The 17,118-nt window shown below is 43.2% G+C and carries 17 protein-coding genes; 7 read left to right on the forward strand and 10 right to left on the reverse strand.

The window, feature by feature from the left end:
* Both sdhD and sdhC read right to left on the reverse strand, forming a co-directional pair.
* Window positions 1-348, reverse strand: coding sequence for a succinate dehydrogenase, hydrophobic membrane anchor protein (gene sdhD, locus PN836_RS04580; RefSeq protein ID WP_395344002.1), 348 nt, complete (start codon window positions 346-348; stop codon window positions 1-3).
* Entirely contained in the window at window positions 342-731 is a 390-nt protein-coding gene (sdhC, locus tag PN836_RS04585; protein ID WP_395344004.1) for a succinate dehydrogenase, cytochrome b556 subunit, read from the reverse strand. The genes sdhD and sdhC overlap by 7 nt, the downstream gene beginning before the upstream one ends.
* Before the next feature lie 577 nt (window positions 732-1,308).
* Between sdhC and PN836_RS04590 the strand changes: the two genes are divergently transcribed.
* The gene (locus PN836_RS04590; protein WP_395344006.1) at window positions 1,309-2,586 is read left to right on the forward strand and encodes a citrate synthase; all 1,278 of its coding nucleotides are present in this window, start codon (window positions 1,309-1,311) and stop codon (window positions 2,584-2,586) included.
* Window positions 2,587-2,660: 74 nt separating this feature from the next.
* Window positions 2,661-3,077: a DUF3429 domain-containing protein gene (locus PN836_RS04595; protein ID WP_395344009.1), complete on the forward strand. Its 417-nt coding sequence runs from the start codon at window positions 2,661-2,663 to the stop codon at window positions 3,075-3,077.
* Between the two features lie 4 nt (window positions 3,078-3,081).
* Here PN836_RS04595 and PN836_RS04600 read toward each other — a convergent pair whose 3' ends face one another.
* The 5 genes from PN836_RS04600 to PN836_RS04620 all read right to left on the reverse strand — a co-directional run bounded on the left by PN836_RS04600 (window position 3,082) and on the right by PN836_RS04620 (window position 8,719).
* The gene (locus PN836_RS04600; protein WP_395344011.1) at window positions 3,082-4,761 is read right to left on the reverse strand and encodes a glycosyl hydrolase family 28-related protein; all 1,680 of its coding nucleotides are present in this window, start codon (window positions 4,759-4,761) and stop codon (window positions 3,082-3,084) included.
* Window positions 4,762-4,846: 85 nt separating this feature from the next.
* Complete coding sequence (locus tag PN836_RS04605; RefSeq protein ID WP_395344013.1) at window positions 4,847-5,005, reverse strand: hypothetical protein; 159 nt, start codon at window positions 5,003-5,005, stop codon at window positions 4,847-4,849.
* A gap of 262 nt (window positions 5,006-5,267) precedes the next feature.
* Complete coding sequence (locus tag PN836_RS04610) at window positions 5,268-6,716, reverse strand: phosphomannomutase CpsG (RefSeq protein WP_395344015.1); 1,449 nt, start codon at window positions 6,714-6,716, stop codon at window positions 5,268-5,270.
* Between the two features lie 146 nt (window positions 6,717-6,862).
* Entirely contained in the window at window positions 6,863-7,747 is an 885-nt protein-coding gene (locus PN836_RS04615; RefSeq protein ID WP_395344018.1) for a pirin family protein, read from the reverse strand.
* A gap of 15 nt (window positions 7,748-7,762) precedes the next feature.
* Window positions 7,763-8,719, reverse strand: coding sequence for a glutathione S-transferase family protein (locus PN836_RS04620; RefSeq protein WP_395344020.1), 957 nt, complete (start codon window positions 8,717-8,719; stop codon window positions 7,763-7,765).
* 262 nt (window positions 8,720-8,981) lie between these two features.
* Here PN836_RS04620 and tcdA point away from each other — a divergent pair, with 262 nt between their 5' ends.
* Window positions 8,982-9,773 carry a tRNA cyclic N6-threonylcarbamoyladenosine(37) synthase TcdA gene (gene tcdA / locus PN836_RS04625; protein ID WP_395344022.1) on the forward strand — a complete coding sequence of 264 codons (792 nt, stop codon included), beginning with the start codon at window positions 8,982-8,984 and terminating at the stop codon, window positions 9,771-9,773.
* Between the two features lie 6 nt (window positions 9,774-9,779).
* Here the strand turns inward: tcdA and PN836_RS04630 are convergent, their stop codons facing one another.
* The gene (locus PN836_RS04630; RefSeq protein WP_395344024.1) at window positions 9,780-10,424 is read right to left on the reverse strand and encodes a DedA family protein; all 645 of its coding nucleotides are present in this window, start codon (window positions 10,422-10,424) and stop codon (window positions 9,780-9,782) included.
* A 137-nt stretch (window positions 10,425-10,561) separates the two neighbouring features.
* On the opposite strand from PN836_RS04630, the gene PN836_RS04635 reads away from it, so the two are divergent.
* A complete protein-coding gene (locus PN836_RS04635; RefSeq protein ID WP_395344026.1) occupies window positions 10,562-11,503 on the forward strand; it encodes a LysR family transcriptional regulator in 942 nt (313 codons plus the stop codon).
* Complete coding sequence (locus PN836_RS04640) at window positions 11,504-11,929, forward strand: hypothetical protein (protein WP_395344028.1); 426 nt, start codon at window positions 11,504-11,506, stop codon at window positions 11,927-11,929.
* Window positions 11,930-11,932: 3 nt separating this feature from the next.
* Here the strand turns inward: PN836_RS04640 and PN836_RS04645 are convergent, their stop codons facing one another.
* Window positions 11,933-12,340, reverse strand: a complete 408-nt coding sequence (locus PN836_RS04645) for a DUF2919 family protein (protein ID WP_395344031.1) — start codon at window positions 12,338-12,340, stop codon at window positions 11,933-11,935.
* Between the two features lie 279 nt (window positions 12,341-12,619).
* Here PN836_RS04645 and PN836_RS04650 point away from each other — a divergent pair, with 279 nt between their 5' ends.
* Complete coding sequence (locus PN836_RS04650) at window positions 12,620-14,239, forward strand: Na/Pi cotransporter family protein (RefSeq protein WP_395344033.1); 1,620 nt, start codon at window positions 12,620-12,622, stop codon at window positions 14,237-14,239.
* A 155-nt stretch (window positions 14,240-14,394) separates the two neighbouring features.
* Here the strand turns inward: PN836_RS04650 and PN836_RS04655 are convergent, their stop codons facing one another.
* On the reverse strand, window positions 14,395-15,333 hold the full coding sequence (locus tag PN836_RS04655; protein ID WP_395344035.1) for a class I SAM-dependent methyltransferase: 939 nt from the start codon (window positions 15,331-15,333) through the stop codon (window positions 14,395-14,397).
* 180 nt (window positions 15,334-15,513) lie between these two features.
* Here PN836_RS04655 and rimO point away from each other — a divergent pair, with 180 nt between their 5' ends.
* Complete coding sequence (gene rimO / locus PN836_RS04660; RefSeq protein WP_395344037.1) at window positions 15,514-16,932, forward strand: 30S ribosomal protein S12 methylthiotransferase RimO; 1,419 nt, start codon at window positions 15,514-15,516, stop codon at window positions 16,930-16,932.
* The last annotated feature ends 186 nt before the right edge of the window (window positions 16,933-17,118 follow it).

Consider the following 17,118-nt stretch of genomic DNA (forward strand, 5'->3'; position numbering starts at 1 on the left):
TTATACACCCCACAATACAAATAAACCAACTGCAACATAAGCAATGGCGATTAAATTTAAGACGAACTGAAGTACGATTCGAACTTTGTGCGCTTTGACGTAATCAGTTAATACTTGCCATAAGCCAATACGCACGTGCATCCAGATTGCGATTAAAGTCACAAGCGTGAATGCTTTCATATATATACTGTCGAATAAACCTTTCCAGATATCAAAGGTGACCACGGGTGTGGAAACAAAAAAGTACACCATAAAGATTGAGAAGGCAGAGATAATTGCCGCAGAGGCTCGCAAGGTCACCCAATCTTGAATACCGTTGCGTTTCATAGATGCTTGATTAGTTACCATAATACCACTCCCAAAATGACGGTCACGACAATCCAAAGGCCTATCGAGACATTTGCACTCGTGGCACCTGATTTAAGTTCTTCCCAATATCCCATGTCCATAATGACGTGGCGCACCCCGCCTATGAAATGATAAGAAAGAGCCGATAGCGTGCCCAGCGCTATGATATAACCGAATACACCATCTAGGAGACTTACAACTAATTCAAACCCTTCCTTTGAATTGAGTGATGTTGCCCATGCCCACACGACAAACAGCAATGCAAAAAACATTGCCACGCCGGTGACACGATGAAGGATAGAAGCTTTGCCCGCAGAGGGGAGCTTAATGGTTGTCAGATCAAGATTAACTGGTCTTTGTTTTTTTACGCTTCGTTTATTCACGATAAAACGCCCGTTGTTGTTTTCCTATTGATAACACAGAGCCGAGGCCTTTGTGTATGCAACTTTGGTTGTGTGTGCTTGCAGTTTCGTGCAATCGTAATGTTAACTATATGTGAATGTGACTTTATAAAGTTATTAATAAATAACCCTTTAAATTCAGTGGCTTTGGAATATATCAATCCGCCTGTGCAATAGCAATCAATTGTTGGTGTTTGGACTTAGCCTCGTAAACTTTTCTTTATACAAAAATTAGCATCACAAAAATGCCGATTAAAGACGCACCCTAAACGAAAGTGGTATAGATATTTTTTCATTCAGCGACCAAACTTAGGTCAATATCGACAAGACAGAATAGATATTGAGCAAATATGCATTAAAATTGACTTAATCATCAATGAAGATAAGATATCGACCGATTTTGCCTAACGTTTTCTTATTGCTAAGACAGCTTGGTTCACATTGCAAACAACATAGATATTTCCAGCAACAGTAAAGATATGTCCAATTTATCACCTAATGTGAACGAATTGCGCGTTTATTCCGTTTAATCGGAAACCTCAACTTAGGAGAGTATTTCATGTCAGATAAATCAGCCACCTTGAAGGCAGGGGATGTTGAAGTAGAACTACCCATTTTAAAAGGTTCTGAAGGTCATCCAGTGATCGATGTTCGTAGTTTGGGTGCTAGCGGTTATTTTACCTTCGATCCGGGCTTCATGGCGACTGGTTCTTGCGAATCTGCCATTACCTTTATTGACGGTGGAAAAGGCGTACTGCTGCATCGCGGGTTTTCAATAGAAGACCTCGCTCGTGATTCAGATTACTTAGAAGTTTGCCACATGCTTTTACATGGTGATCAACCCAGCAAAGCGGAATATGAAGATTTCAAGGAAACCATAACTCGTCACACAATGGTGCATGAACAGTTAAATATGTTCTTCCATGGCTTTAGAAATGACGCGCACCCTATGGCAATGTTATGTGGAACGGTTGGCGCACTGTCATCTTTCTATCATAGTGACTTAGATGTGGGCGACCCTGACCAGCGTATGCGCTCTGCACACCGTCTGATTGCTAAAATGCCTACCCTTGTTGCGATGTGTTACAAATACAACGTGGGCCAGCCTTTTGTATATCCCCGTAATGATTTGAGCTATGCTGCAAACTTTCTGAACATGATGTTCTCTGTTCCAGCAGAAGACTATAAAATAAGCAAAGCAGTAGAGCGTGCTATGGACAGAATTTTCATATTGCACGCGGACCATGAGCAAAATGCATCAACGTCCACGGTTCGCTTAGCAGGCTCATCGGGTGCAAACCCATACGCATGCATAGCAGCGGGAGTGGCATCGTTGTGGGGGCCTGCTCACGGCGGCGCAAATGAAGCTTGCTTGAACATGTTAGAAGAAATTGGTTCAGTTGACCGCATTCCAGAGTTTATTGAGCGAGCGAAAGACAAAAGCGATCCATTTAGACTGATGGGCTTCGGTCACCGTGTATATAAAAACTATGACCCACGCGCAACAGTCATGCGTGAAAGCTGTCATGAAGTACTGCAAGAGCTCAACGTTGACAATCCGCTGCTTGACGTAGCAATGGAGCTAGAAAGAATCGCATTGAGTGACCCATATTTCGCTGAGAAAAAGCTCTTCCCTAACGTTGATTTTTATTCTGGAATTGTTTTGAGCGCCATTGGTATACCAACCAACATGTTTACATGTATCTTCGCATTAGCGCGAACCGTTGGGTGGATCTCACACTGGAATGAGATGTTGAGCCAGCCCGGTCAAAAAATTGGGCGTCCTCGTCAGCTATATACCGGTCATAGCAAACGCGAATATACCCCTGTAAAATAAGTTATAGTGCACGAGAATAAGGCGCGTATATCGCGCCTTTTTTCAATCTACTATAAAAATCATCAGGAAAAGATATGCAAAGTGCAGCAACTCGACTCGGCTATGCAGGCTTACTTCCATTTATCGGTATTCCTGTGCTTATTATCACCGGCAAAATCCATTACTTTGACGGATATACATACTTTGTTCAGTATTCAGCAATTATTCTGTCTTTTTTTGGTGGAGTCCATTGGCTTGACGCGCTGCAAAACCGACGTAAAAACCACCAGCTTTATGTGGCAATGTTACCCAGCATAGTTGCATGGGCATCGCTTATTCTTTTTGAAGGCTACATCTTGTTCAGCGTGCTTTCTTTGGCCTATATAAGCATTCTTGTCTACGACAAATATGTGTTAGCGCTTGAAAAAGACATACTCATTCCCTATACCTTCATGCGCACGGTTTTAACAACGGTTGTGGTGATTAGCCACCTCTTCATGGCTTCGATTTAAACGATTATCTGAGACGCAAAGACAACTGGTAATCATACAGCGAAGGGATATGCGCGATGCGCTTATTCAGGCTCTCTACGTAAGGAGCGGGTATATATTCAAGACTCAATTCGCGGTTCCCAGACAAACCAACAATCCGCGCATCGGGCCCTTCAGCAATCCCTTCAACGTGCAAAGGCATATCCCCAGGAGCACCACTTTCGACGATTAAGCGTAGATTCCATGCGGTGTTAAATCGTCCATGCCCCGGTTGCCAATACCCTGCCCCAGAACCAAAAAAAACGGGGTAGCTGGCTCTCTTATCGCCCTCTACTGCATCTAGGTATAAGGTAATATTGTCGAATAAATTTTGATGATTGGCGCCAGCATGTTGATCCAAGACCGGTACATTGTATCCTTCAGAGTCTTTAAACACGCTGCGCGTCGATTGTGTATTGAAGCTGAAGGTATGGATCACAGGATTGAACACTTTCACTCCCTGTACCAACACGTTATGCACATTACCAAGATGCACCGCATAGTGAGCTGCCCGATCTCCTAAGGAGTGTATGTCGCTTATGGTCACGTTAGCGCTGTCGTAGCTGATGATGCCCGCATCGGCATTCACGAAGGACAGGTTACGTATCCAACTATCGGCAATTCCAGTAATGTGAACACCGTTATAACCAGGTTCGATGTGATGCCCAAAATAAGGTTGTTCTGGAAACTCAAAACTAAAGCCTTCCAATCCAATATTCTCTAATGGTGACCAATTTTTTATGGCAACCGGAAGCTGCTCATTAACATCATGTAGAAGCGTATCAGCGATGGTTAGCGTGTTTTGCTTTACTTCAACAATCTGCGTTCGCTGCTTAACCAAGGGGCGTTCTGGTGATGTCCAATGTCGGGAGCCGATGGGCACTGAAGTATTGTTATACAATGACTTTACCAAGGCGCCATTCTCTCCTTGGCGATTATGCCAAAGTACTTCTATTCGTTGACCCACTTTAAATGACTCTGAATTTGATACGCTAATCAGCCTTTCACCTTGCTTACCTTTAAGTCCTGTAGCAAGGTCAGGCTCTGCTGGAGTATCGTATTCATCCAAATAGGCATAACCTCTATGATTTTCCGGTCCTATCCAAATAAATCCACCTGTCCATGAATACTCAGAATAGAGACGGTCAATATTGGTGTCAGTCTCTCTTTGCTGCTTATTGTACTTCTTTAAATATTTTCGCAGCTCCGACAAATTACCCTCGTCATCCACCATGCTCAACGGCCGCGGAAAATACAGGGTAGTGCCAAATTTGCCCCGTCCTGCACCCTGCATCACAAAGTTGCTTCGCGTGATATAAATATATTCTGAGATAATAAATCGCCCTTGAGGAAAGCGCAGTATCACATTTCCGTCTATCTCATTGGCTGCCTCAATGGCTTTTATTATCGCATCGCTATCGTCCACTGCGTCATTTGCAATAGCACCATACTCAGTCACATCAACTAATGTCCCGTTCACATTGGGCAGTGGTTCAATACCAAATTTGTAACCAGCATATGAAAAATCGGGAAGATAATGCTCTTCAGCGGATAAAATCTTAGGCAAGTCAGAAGCATGGCTAGAAGAGACAGCTATCACGGATATAAAAAGCAAGCCTATAGAATGCAGTAGCACTTGCTCAAGAGGGCTGGAAAATAATTTCATTTATGACTGCTTATTATTGATTTTGACTCGTTGTGATTAATGTATACGGTTTAGCCAAATCAATCAATACGGGCAATAAAAGCGCTCAATCCGCCTGCAATAACTGCGATTGAGATAACTTGCGCGCTATAGGCAACAAACGATGTATTCGCAGCTCAGTATCTGAAGTACCAAAGTACACCATTACCATTTGGTTTTTAGGTGAAATATACAAGCCTTGACCAGAGTAGCCACCTTTGAACATATCTCCGTCTTCCCAGATTAAGTCCCACAGTCAACTGCTATGTAAAGGCGTCACCATCAAATGAGCAATTTAGCCTCTCAAGCCTGTTTTCTGAGAGAGATAGGTCTTCTTGCGCGCAAAGCGGCAATGACAAAGAGCTAAGTAAAATGGTGTTAAACAGTAGTTTTAAGCGCATATCAGGTGGCAATATTCAGTCGAGAGCAGAGAAAAATAATTCATAAGCCCGCTCGATACAACAGGCTTAAGCAAATTTGTTACATGCTTACTCTAGAATATAAGATGCTAGCTCTTTTGTTTTTGCCTGCATGAGCGCGATATCACCTTTGGATTCAACGTTAAGTCTTATCACAGGCTCAGTATTAGATTTTCTTAAGTTGAAACGCCATGTACCAAATTCCATCCCAATACCGTCGGTTTTATCAACAAGCTGTGCCTCAGGCTCGTAGCGTTGGATGATGCGCTTTATCGTTTGCCCGGCATCGGTCACGGTGTAATTAATTTCACCAGACGATGGGTACAATGCGATACGTTCTTTTACCAATTCCGACAAAGGCTTGCCCGAGGTACATAGTAATTCGGCCACTAATAGCCAAGGGATCATGCCAGAGTCACAATATGCAAAATCGCGGAAGTAATGATGAGCACTCATTTCTCCGCCATACACCGCATCTTCTTTTCGCATGCGCTCTTTGATAAAGGCATGTCCAGTTTTTGATTTGATGGGCTTACCACCGGCGTTATTCACAATATCTTCGGTGTTCCAAAACACGCGAGGGTCATAAATGATGCTCGCGCCCTTTTCTTTGGTTAAAAAGGCCTGAGCCAATAAGCCTACAATGTAATAGCCTTCAATAAACTCCCCTTTTTCATCAAATAGGAAGCAGCGGTCAAAGTCGCCATCCCATGCAATGCCCATATCAGCACCATGTGCAAGGACAGCATCGCCCGTATCAGCGCGATTTTCAGGCAGCAAAGGATTAGGGATGCCATTAGGGAAGTTACCGTCTGCAGTATGATGCACTTTGATAAATTCAATCGGTATATTTTGATGCGCAAACAAAAGCTCAAGCGCATCGATGATATGGCCTGCAGCACCATTTCCTGAGTTTACTACCAGCTTTAAAGACTTAAATTTTCTTAAGTTCACGTACTCACAAAGATGCAAAATGTAATCATTGACACAACTTACGCGCTCATAAGCCTTCGACTCCAGTAAGTTGAGGTCTTTCACGCTCGACTCACCACTTAAAAACGCGTCTTGTGATACCGTTTCGCCATAAGATGCCAATCGCGCGTTAATGTCATCGTCATCATAAGATTGCGCAAGATCTCTGATCGCATGTAAACCGCTATCGCCGCTTATAGGAACAGAGCCCGCTTTCACTAGCTTCATGCCGTTATAATTGATTGGATTATGGCTTGCTGTTACTTCAATGCCACCATCCACGCCCAAGTGTTTCGTAGCGAAATATATTTCTTCGGTCCCCGCCATGCCTAAATCATACACTTTAGCACCGCCATCAATGAGTCCGGCGCTTAATGCGAGCTTTAATGGCCTTGCGGTATGACGAACATCTGAACCTACCACCACTGATTTTGCTTTCAGGTAGGAGGCGAACGCTCGCCCTACCCGATATGCGACATTTTCATCTAACTGTTTGATGAGTTCGCCACGAATGTCGTAGGCTTTAAAACACGTAATTTTTTCCATAGCTACTTAGTATCGCCTTTATAAGACTCATTGTTGAGGATGAGTATACTAAGCAACACCAAGACAATGTTCAATCAAATCGAGCGCTCGATATTGAAAACTCAGAATGACTTAGAACATTGCCCCATATTCCCGCGTTGAATCCCTTACGCTAGCATACCGTTCTGATAATCTTGGATTGCCTGCTCAATTTCAGCTTGGGTGTTCATCACAAACGGGCCATATTGCACCACCGGCTCATCAATGGGAGTGCCGCTCACAAATATCGCTTTGCTCTGAGTGCTCTCATATGACGTATGTAGCGCTTCAAGCAAAAGTTCATCGCCCATTTTAAGGACGCCAAGCTCACCTTTTTGGAGCGTTAAGTCACCGACTGTTAACGAGCCCTCGTATACGTAAATAAAACCTGCGTGTGTTTTATCAACGTCTAAGCGCAAAGAGGATCTTTTCGATAAGTGCAAGTCGAAAAACTGTGGCGATATCGCGGTAGTTTTGACAGGTCCTTCAACACCCTTAAACTTACCTGATAGTACCCTTACTTTAGCCCCTTCAAAGCTTATTTCAGGGATCTCGGCACTTGGGATATCTTGATACCCTGGTGGCGACATTTTCTCAGACGCAGGCAGATTTACCCACAGTTGAAAACCGCGCATCCTACCGTGAGTTTGTTGAGGCATCTCTTCATGAATAATGCCTTTACCTGCATTCATCCATTGCAAACCTCCATCTTCAATGACGCCCTCATTCCCGACTGAGTCTTTATGACCCATTTTTCCCTCAAGCATGTAAGTTACAGTTTGAAAACCTCTGTGAGGATGCTGGGGAAAGCCTGCAATGTAATCTTGTGCGTCTTCAGAGCCAAATTCGTCGAGCATCAAAAATGGGTCTAGACGCTTGAGTGCCGGCTGTCCGAGAACTCTTGAGAGTTTCACGCCAGCGCCGTCGGAAGCCGGCATACCGCGTACCTTCTGTATTATCTTAGACTTTGCTTTCACATTTTCTACGGATGGTTTCTCTCTGGCAGAATTCATAGTCGCTTTCCTCCTTTACTGGCCTCTGTTATGAGCACTAAACAAGTCTTGTTTAGGCCCCATTGGTACAACTTGTGTTGGGTTAATCATGGTATGGCTGTAATAATAGTGTCGCTTGATATGGTCAAAGTTAGTTGTTTCAGCTACACCTTCTACCTGATAAAGCTCCTTCATATAGTTATAGATGTTGGGATAATCAAAAATACGTTTCAGGTTGCACTTAAAATGCCCCACATATACGGGATCGAATCGAATTAAAGTCGTGAACAAACGCCAATCCGCTTCGGTAATTTTGTCGCCAACAAGGTATCGTTGATCCCCTAAGATAAGCTCTACCTTATCCAGCGCCGCAAACAGGTTTTTCACTGCCTCTTCGTATGCTTCTTGTGTGGTAGCAAAGCCAGATTTATACACACCATTGTTGATGTTGTCATAAACAAAGCTGTTAATTTCGTTAATCTGACTGTGCAAGCTTTGCGGATAGTAATCGTCATCGTTGCCGGTTATGTCGTTAAATGCGCTATTGAATATACGAATGATTTCTGCAGACTCATTGTTGACGATTTGCCCTGTCTTCTTGTCGAACAAAACCGGAACCGTTACTCTGCTGGTAATGTCTGGTTTTACTTTTGTATACACTTGATGCATATAGTCAAAACCGAACAAGTGATCTTCAGTCGCCGCCTCATAGTTTGAAAACTCCCAGCCATTTTCCAACATGTCAGGTGATACAACTGACACGCTAATGTGCTCTTCCAATCCCTTTAACGCTCTGAAAATTAGTGTTCTGTGCGCCCATGGACAGGCCAATGAGACGTAAAGGTGATAGCGCCCTGATTCGGCCGGATACTTTGCGTCAGATGAAGCTTCAACTCTATCTCGGAATTTGGATTCCTGGCGTACAAATTTACCGTCACTCTTTTTAGTGTCGTACCATTGATCCTTCCATTGTCCATCTACTAATAATCCCATATCTTTCTCCTATTTCGCTTGAGTCTTTTTACGTATTAAGTGCATTTAAACATTAATCATTGCGAATGAATATCGGTAAAATTAGCACTTTATTTTCTATTTTTTAGAAAGGTTTAAAATAAAAAGACTCGCACTAAGATGTTTGTAATCGCTAAGGACGTAAATCTGAGGCAATAAGCACACTGAGCTTCAAATAAATAATGTACAATCAAATCAGACACCCAATTTTCCAGTTATCTAAGCTCAACACCCAGTAGACACTATGACCATCACTCACTCTCAACAATTCTTAAGCCGCTTCTCTGGTCTAGCGCGCCTTTATGGGAACAATGGTTTAAATTCTCTGGCACAGGCTCGCGTGGCGGTGGTAGGCATTGGTGGGGTGGGCGTATGGTCAGCAGAGGCATTTGCGCGCAGCGGTATTGGGCATATTACGCTAATTGATTTAGACGATATTTCACTGAGTAACGTTAATCGACAAATGCACGCGCTCAGTTCTAGCCTGGAACAAAGCAAAGTGGAAGTGATGAAAATGCGCATTCTCGATATCAATCCAGAATGCAAGGTTGATGCAATAGAGGATTTTGTGACTAAGGATAATTGCTCTGAATATTTGCATACACGTTTTGATGCTGTGGTTGATGCAGTTGACAGCGTAAATACCAAAGCGGCGATGATCGCACATTGCAAACGTAACAAAATCAAAATTGTGACGGTGGGTGGCGCGGGCGGTCAAATAGATCCCACACAAATTCACATATCTGATTTGGCGAAAACGACACAAGACCCGCTGCTTGCAAAAGTACGCAGTGAACTTAGGCGAAAGTACGGGTTTTCTACTAATGCAAAGCGGCGCTTCTCCATTCCTGCAGTGTATTCCACCGAACAATTGCGTTATCCATTGGGTAATGGAGAAGTGTCCTTTGAAAAGCAGCGCGCTGATGGCAGCGGCAAAATGGACTGCAGTACTGGCTTTGGATCCTTCGTAGGAGTAACCGCCAGCTTCGGCATGGTAGCGGCAACCCAGGCAATCAACTTTATCGTGAAAACCTAGGGCAAATCAGCTTGCTTTTGCTTGGGTCATTCTATGTTTTCTTACATCGTAGATGATGGAAATAGTAAGCCAGATGCCAATTAAACTAAACAGCAATACGGTGTTCTCCGCCATTGACATAACTTGCTCACTCAGTACCGCTGTTCCGGCAATCAATAACAGGTAATAAGGCAAGTTTAAGAGACCCGCAAGCCACACCACTTTGAATGATTTATTATACGCTCCTTGAGAAAACATAAAAAACGCAAGGGAATTGATGTGAATCATCGCCAATAATAGATGTCGGAGTTTCGTATCGCTTTCCTTATCTTGCTTGTCTTTCGTCGTTTTGCCGAGGAAGTAATTGATTATTGAACCAAGCGTTGCCGCGAAAACCATTGCGAGGGTTAGGTAAACCACATCCATCACCGATGGTTTGGCACCAACAACTAAGATGACAGCAAAAAACTGACCGGGAAAGTAAAAGCCGACGTAAATGATTGATTCAAGCAATATGATTAAAAATATAACAACATAAATGCCTTGATCCAGCGCTGTTTCCAAGCTTTCTAAAATTTGCAAACCCGGTGGGATAAAGCCCTGGCCGACCAAAAACTGAATGAGTGAAAGGGCAACTAAGGCTGACAGCGGAAGAAAAGAAGCGTATTTCATTTTTGCTCGACTCAAATAAAAGTTCTAACAGAAGTTACACGAAAGCATAAAGAATAGTTTATTTTTACCAATTACGAATAATTAACGTTATTTTGATGGTCTCATGTACATACACTTAATTGATAGGAACCGCGATTTTGAATAACTCGAAAACGTATCGACCTAAAACAACGCTGGAGCAATGGAGAATATTGCAGGCTGTTGTTGACTTTGGTGGATATGCCCAGGCTGCGCATGCATTGAGTAAATCACAGTCGTCGCTTAATCATGCCGTTTCAAAACTTCAGAGCATGCTGGGTGTTCAGCTTCTTGAAGTGATTGGCAGAAAAGCGGTGCTTACTCAGGCGGGTGAAGTCATGCTTCGGCGCTCACGAAACCTAACGGCAAATGTAGAGGCTTTAGAACTACTCGCCGTTAATATTCATCAAGATTGGGAGCCTGAAATTACTTTAACGGTCGACCTTGCCTTTCCAAGAGACGCCCTGTATCCGGTATTAAAATCGTTTTTACCAGAGTCTCGTGGCAGCAGAGTGAAAATCAAAGATACGGTGTTAACAGGAACAGATGACGCCATTACTAGCCACGAAGCCGATCTTGTTATACACATGTCAGTTCCTAAAGGGCATTTAGGAGAGCCTTTATGTCACATTGAGTTTGTGCTGGTTTGCCATCCCGAGCATGAACTTGCGAAGTTATCTGAAAATAACGCCTTAATAGATCCCTCAGCGCTGGAGCAGCAGCTGCAATTGGTGATCGCTGATAGTTCTGATACACCAGAGGAGAAAGAGGGTTGGCTAAAATCAGAAAATCGCTGGACGGTCAGCCAGTTTGATACAGCCATTGACTTACTGCTTGAGAACATTGGTTTTTGTTGGCTGCCTATGCACAAAGTTGAACAACTGATACACACCAAAAAACTTAAGCGCGTAAAAGTAAAAGGTAGCGAGTTTAAGCAATTAACGGCCTTTTTAATTTGCCCAACGCCCGATGATAAAGGACCCGGTACAACGCTACTGGAAAATCTTATTTTACAACACAGAAGAATTGCTTTACCTTCTGCCAAAGACATGAGCCGCTAAATGGTCAGCACAAATAATATGCATCAGCAAGAACTTGATAAGCTTATGAAGGATACCGCGCAAGACGCTGTGACAGCAGCAAAAGAAGAGTGCGATATTGAATTAGACTACAGCGCATCAAGCATAAGTGGCGTTGATAAAACCATTGAACACTTTATTACAGAATTTCCCGGCCAGTCGCTTGAAGATAAAGCAGTGTTTACGCTTTGTAACATGTATGGCGCTTATGTTGGTGAAGTATTTAAACGTCTTTCTGGCGGACAGTGGCACTACGACACATCAACGCCAGACGCGCCGACCATCCTATTGGTAATCAAAGATAAGTCTTACGCATTTGCTGGCATTTGTTATGACAAGTTAGTCAAAAATCCCGATATCAAGATTGCCGAATATTTCCAAAAGGCACTGGCGGCAAATACAAACTAACATTTACGTTCGTTGCCAATCACTCGGTAAATCACGCATGTGTCTGCTTTGCGCACCATAGCCTATTCCAATGCACGCGATGAGAATTGACAGGCCGTGGGCCAGTGAAAATCCAAAGTCCATCCTAATTATAATTTTGCTTTGGATCATAGTGTCGATGACCAAGCCTATGAAAAACAACCAAGGAATGAGCGTGAAATAGCGTTGTTTTTCGGCTTTAAATATTCTGCTGCGTTGAGCAAGCAATGCAAACACTGCAATAGCCGGTATGGCTGGCAGCAAGGACCAGTAAAAATCCCACTTATTGGGAAAGAATATGCTCATCATTCGGCTGCTGTCTTCTCTGAACGAAAGAGAAATAATCAGTATCAAAAACCCTCGGCACAGAAAAATCAAAAATAGGTATAACACAAGCGGCGGCTTTAATCGCCCTGCTTCATCGTAGTGGTGTAATGGATATTTTATTGGCATAGGTATGACTAGAAAATTCTTATGGGTGATTACAAACAGAAGGTGACAGTCCAACCACTACGCGATTTGAACTAGTTCACATTATCAGTTTTTGTTGCTCTTGAGCAAGTTTTGCCGCGCTCGGCAATAAAGTTGATCTGAATCATTGCGCCACTTTAGCATTGGTTTATTGTTTTAAGGATGTAACCATCTATTTTCCTTAGAATTTGGAGAGTCAACGTGGAACTGTTGCAGCTTGCTATGGCTGGTTTGACCGCTATTATTTTGTTCGTTTTTGGTTTAGAAAATTTTTCAAAAGAAATAGAGCGAATAACAGGGGAGCGCTTTCGTAAATCTCTAAGTTCAGCAACCAATATACCCATCATTGGCGTATTAATTGGCGCCTTAGTGACCATGGTTATCCAATCAAGTTCGGCCACGTCAGTGATCAGCATTAGCTTAGTAAACGCAGGCGTTTTGTCGTTTAAAAATAGCGTCGGCATTATTTTTGGCAGTAACATCGGTACAACCATCACCGCTCAACTGGTGGCATTTAAGCTCACCAGTTTTGCGCCTTTATTAATTGTGTTTGGATTTGCGCTGAGCATGTTGCACAATCGCGCTTCAATTTTTGGGAAGACGATTTTTTACTTTGGTTTTGTGTTTTTCAGTCTAAATTTGATCTCCACTACGCTCGAACCACTGCAACAAAACGAAGCCTTAATCAAAATACTAACACAGCCGCACAACCCTATTTATGCAATTTTGTTTGGTTGCATTTTCACTGCGCTAGTGCAGTCAAGCTCGGTCACAACAGGCTTGGCAATCATCTTTACTCAGCAGGGTTTAATTGGTTTGGAAAACGCCGTCCCTTTAATTTTAGGGGCTAACATTGGCACCACTGCCACCGCATTTATTGCCGTTTTCAATATGGATATATCGGCTAAAAAGGCCGCTTTTAGTCATTTTTTATTTAACGTGGGCGGCGTCTTGCTATTTCTCCCTGCACTGCTGATTTACGGTTACAAACTATCTGATATTACCGAAAGTCCGGCAGTTGCCCTGGCCATTATCCATCTGGTTTTTAACGTCAGCGCCAGCCTTGTTTTTACTATTTTTATTACTCCCTTTACCCGCGTAGTTGACTATTTATTAGGGGAGGGAAAGATGGATTTTGAGCGCATAGTATTGCCTCAATTAGACGAATCAGACAATCTCGAATCTGTAAAACATAAGCTCGACACCAGCGCTGAGCAGCTATTCAAGTTTTTGCAAGAAAATTACAATTCGGTGACGCTCAGCGTCGAAACTAATTATCGCGGTGTCTATGATGCTGCTGAAAAACGCATTCAATATGTAGAGTTTATTAAAAAAGAATATCTGCACTTTTTTGCCAATGCGGTCACGCTTATTAACAAAGAAGATGAGTCCAAATCATTGATGAAGCTCATTAATCAATTTGATTACCTATTCCAAGTGCATGACTCAATTAAAGACTTGTTTGAGTCTAAGCGGGTAATGAACGAAAACTATATTGAGTTAAAAAGTGATTTACTCATGCTTATTCGCAGCATGTCGACCCAGACGCTAGAGTTTTTCGATGAAATTGCCACAGAAATGCGCGATAAAGCGGCGCATGCGGATCAGCAACCCTTAAAACGTCAAGCAAAACAACTCCAGCATGAAATTGATTCAGCCAATAGAAATTTATTGGTATTGATGCTCGACTCAACAAGAGCCGACGCAGGTAGCTTAATCAATTTTGTGACATATTCACAGCGACTCAAAGACAAGCTGACTAATTTTGCCAGCCTCAATATAAAACTGGAGCCAGACGTTAATAGTCCTGCATCGGGGTAATTTAGAAGTCTTAGCGTGCTGTGCAACTTTAGCCGTATCCGGCAAAGTGCTTTTTATTGATGTAAGCGGCTTTATTAAATAACCTGAATCCTGTTTAAGCGACTTATGCTTAAACAGGATGATTAAGGACTAAAAGAAAGTATTAGTCAGCAAAGCTAGTGCGACATCGCCTTGTCAGCAAAGCCCTTTTTAGCAAACAAAAGCGTCATTCTGTCGCTTTCCCCAATCGCTTCATATTCTGCACGCTTGGCAGGGTCGTCAGCACTTCCATTTAATGAAGGTGGTAAACGCCAAACGATGTCGTTGTCACTTGGTTTATCTTTTTCGTTTGCATTAATTTCGCTTTGTGCGACCAGTTCAAAACCCGCCTCTTCAAAGGCGCTGATCACAAAAGCCTGCTTTAGATAGCCTGCCCCACCCTTTGCCCAATCATCGTCGGCATCAGAGGGCGCTCTATGCTGAACGACGCCTACTAAACCTTCATCTTTTAGTAAGTCATGCGCCACCTTCAAACTTTCGGATAAGGTACCCGCTTGTTCTTCAAATCTTGCTAAATTATGAAGCGCACGAATAAATAATACGCGGTCTAAAGTGCCATTGAGCTCTTCGGGTTTACCGGCAAAAGTGAAACCGCCGGCAGTAATGCCGTTGTCTGTGAGCTCAGCCACTAAACCGGGAAAAGCAGCCGTGCTTGCCGACATTTCTTCAATACGCTCTGGTGTAAAAAAGCCAAAAAGCGGCCACATGCTTTCATTGTAATTGATACCATAAAGCGCACCGTCTGAACCTAGATAATTCGCCAGAATTTCTGAGTACCATCCTCCACCAGGGAGTGCTTCGGCCACCCTCATTCCTGGCTCAACATGGAAAAACGATAAGGTTTGCACTGGGCGCCTGCTAGCATCACGCGCACGTTTATCTGCATCACGGTCAAGCACAACTGCGGCAAGCGCTTGATTGCCATCATGGGCATGAGCAGACGAGATGGCTGATGTGCTGGTAAGCGAAAGCGAGGCGATAGCAAACATCGATAAAGCGAAAGAGCTTTTGGATACACCAGATAAACGTTTTGATAGTGTTTTTATTGTAAGCATAAAGATTCCTTTGCAGTTGGTTATAACAAGATATAGCACATGTACGGTAATATGCCTAAAAAGCGAAGCGCGTATAATATTTGATAGTCAGACATATCATGACGGCTTTGATTCCATGAACATCATAAATCTTGTATCATTCGCTCCCGAAAATTTCTATACATTTAAGTAAGGCTGAGCATGGCAGTTAAGCATTTCGATCCAAAGCAAACGACAACACTTGAAACACCTTTGAAAGTGCTTGAAGATGAGCCATCTCGTTTTGCCAGCGCGGATCAAAACACTTCGAAGATTGGCTTTGTCTCACTTGGCTGTCCAAAAAACCTAGTCGATTCTGAACGAATCTTAACGCAGCTACGCACTGAGGGCTATGACGTTGTCTCAAGCTACAAAGACGCAGCTTTGGTGATAGTGAACACCTGCGGGTTTATTGATTCGGCCGTGCAAGAATCATTAGATACTATTGGCGAGGCCTTAGCTGAAAATGGCAAAGTCATCGTCACTGGATGTTTAGGCATAAAAGAAGATGAAATTCGAGAAGTACATCCCAATGTGCTCTCAATTACCGGCCCACATGCTTATGAGTCAGTTGTGTCGCAAGTGCATGAGCATCTACCCAAGCCAAAACACAATCCTTTTTTGCACCTTGTACCTGACCACGGCATTAAGCTGACCCCAAAGCATTTCGCTTACTTGAAAATTTCTGAGGGCTGCAACCACCGCTGCACATTTTGCATTATTCCATCCATGCGCGGCGATTTGATAAGTCGTCCTGTGGGAGAGGTATTGGGCGAAGCGCAGCGATTAAAAGCTGCCGGGGTAAAAGAGCTGCTTGTGATATCGCAAGATACCAGCGCCTACGGCGTTGATGTTAAATACAAAACAGACTTTTGGGATGGTATGCCGGTTAAAACGCATATGCAGGCACTTTGCGAAAAACTGGGTGACATGGGGATTTGGGTGCGCTTGCACTACGTCTATCCCTATCCGCATGTTGACGATCTTATCCCACTGATGGCTGAGGGTAAAATACTGCCATACCTGGACATCCCCTTTCAACATGCTAACAAGCGCATCTTGCGATTGATGAAGCGACCCGGAAGTGCAGAGCGAACGGTAGAACGAATTCGTCAATGGCGCAGTATTTGTCCAGACTTGGTTATTCGTTCAACCTTTATTGTTGGATTTCCTGGAGAAACAGAGGAAGAGTTTGAAGAGCTACTGCAATTTTTACGCGATGCACAACTTGACCGCGTTGGCTGTTTTAAATATTCCCCTGTAGATGGGGCAAGGGCTAACGATTTGCCCGATCATCTGCCAGAAGCGGTTAAAGAAGAGCGTCTACAGAGATTTATGGAAGTACAGTCACAAATCAGCTACCAACGTTTACAAAACAAAATAGGCAATGAGTATTTTGTTATTGTTGATGAGGTTAACAGTGAGGGAGCGGTAGCAAGAAGTTTTGGAGAGGCTCCGGAAATTGATGGCATGATACATCTTAACGACGTTCACGATGTGCAAACCGGTCAGCAATTATGGGTAGAAATTATCCATACCGACGAGCACGATATGTGGGCAGTGCCTTGCGACGAGCAATGAGTGACGATTATCGGCGAATCACTCCCTTAGAGGTGCTGTGATAAAATCGTTATAGTTTTGTTAATAACATTGTAAGTAATTGATTCGAATAAAATTTGATTGTGATAAATCACCTAAAACGGTCTTAAACACCTTGTCCCAAATTTTTGTTGTATAAAATTAGATTAATATGCATTTGGGTCGGCA

The sequence above is a fragment of the Ningiella algicola genome, from assembly GCF_028401415.2.
Classification (GTDB): Bacteria; Pseudomonadota; Gammaproteobacteria; order Enterobacterales; family Alteromonadaceae; genus Glaciecola.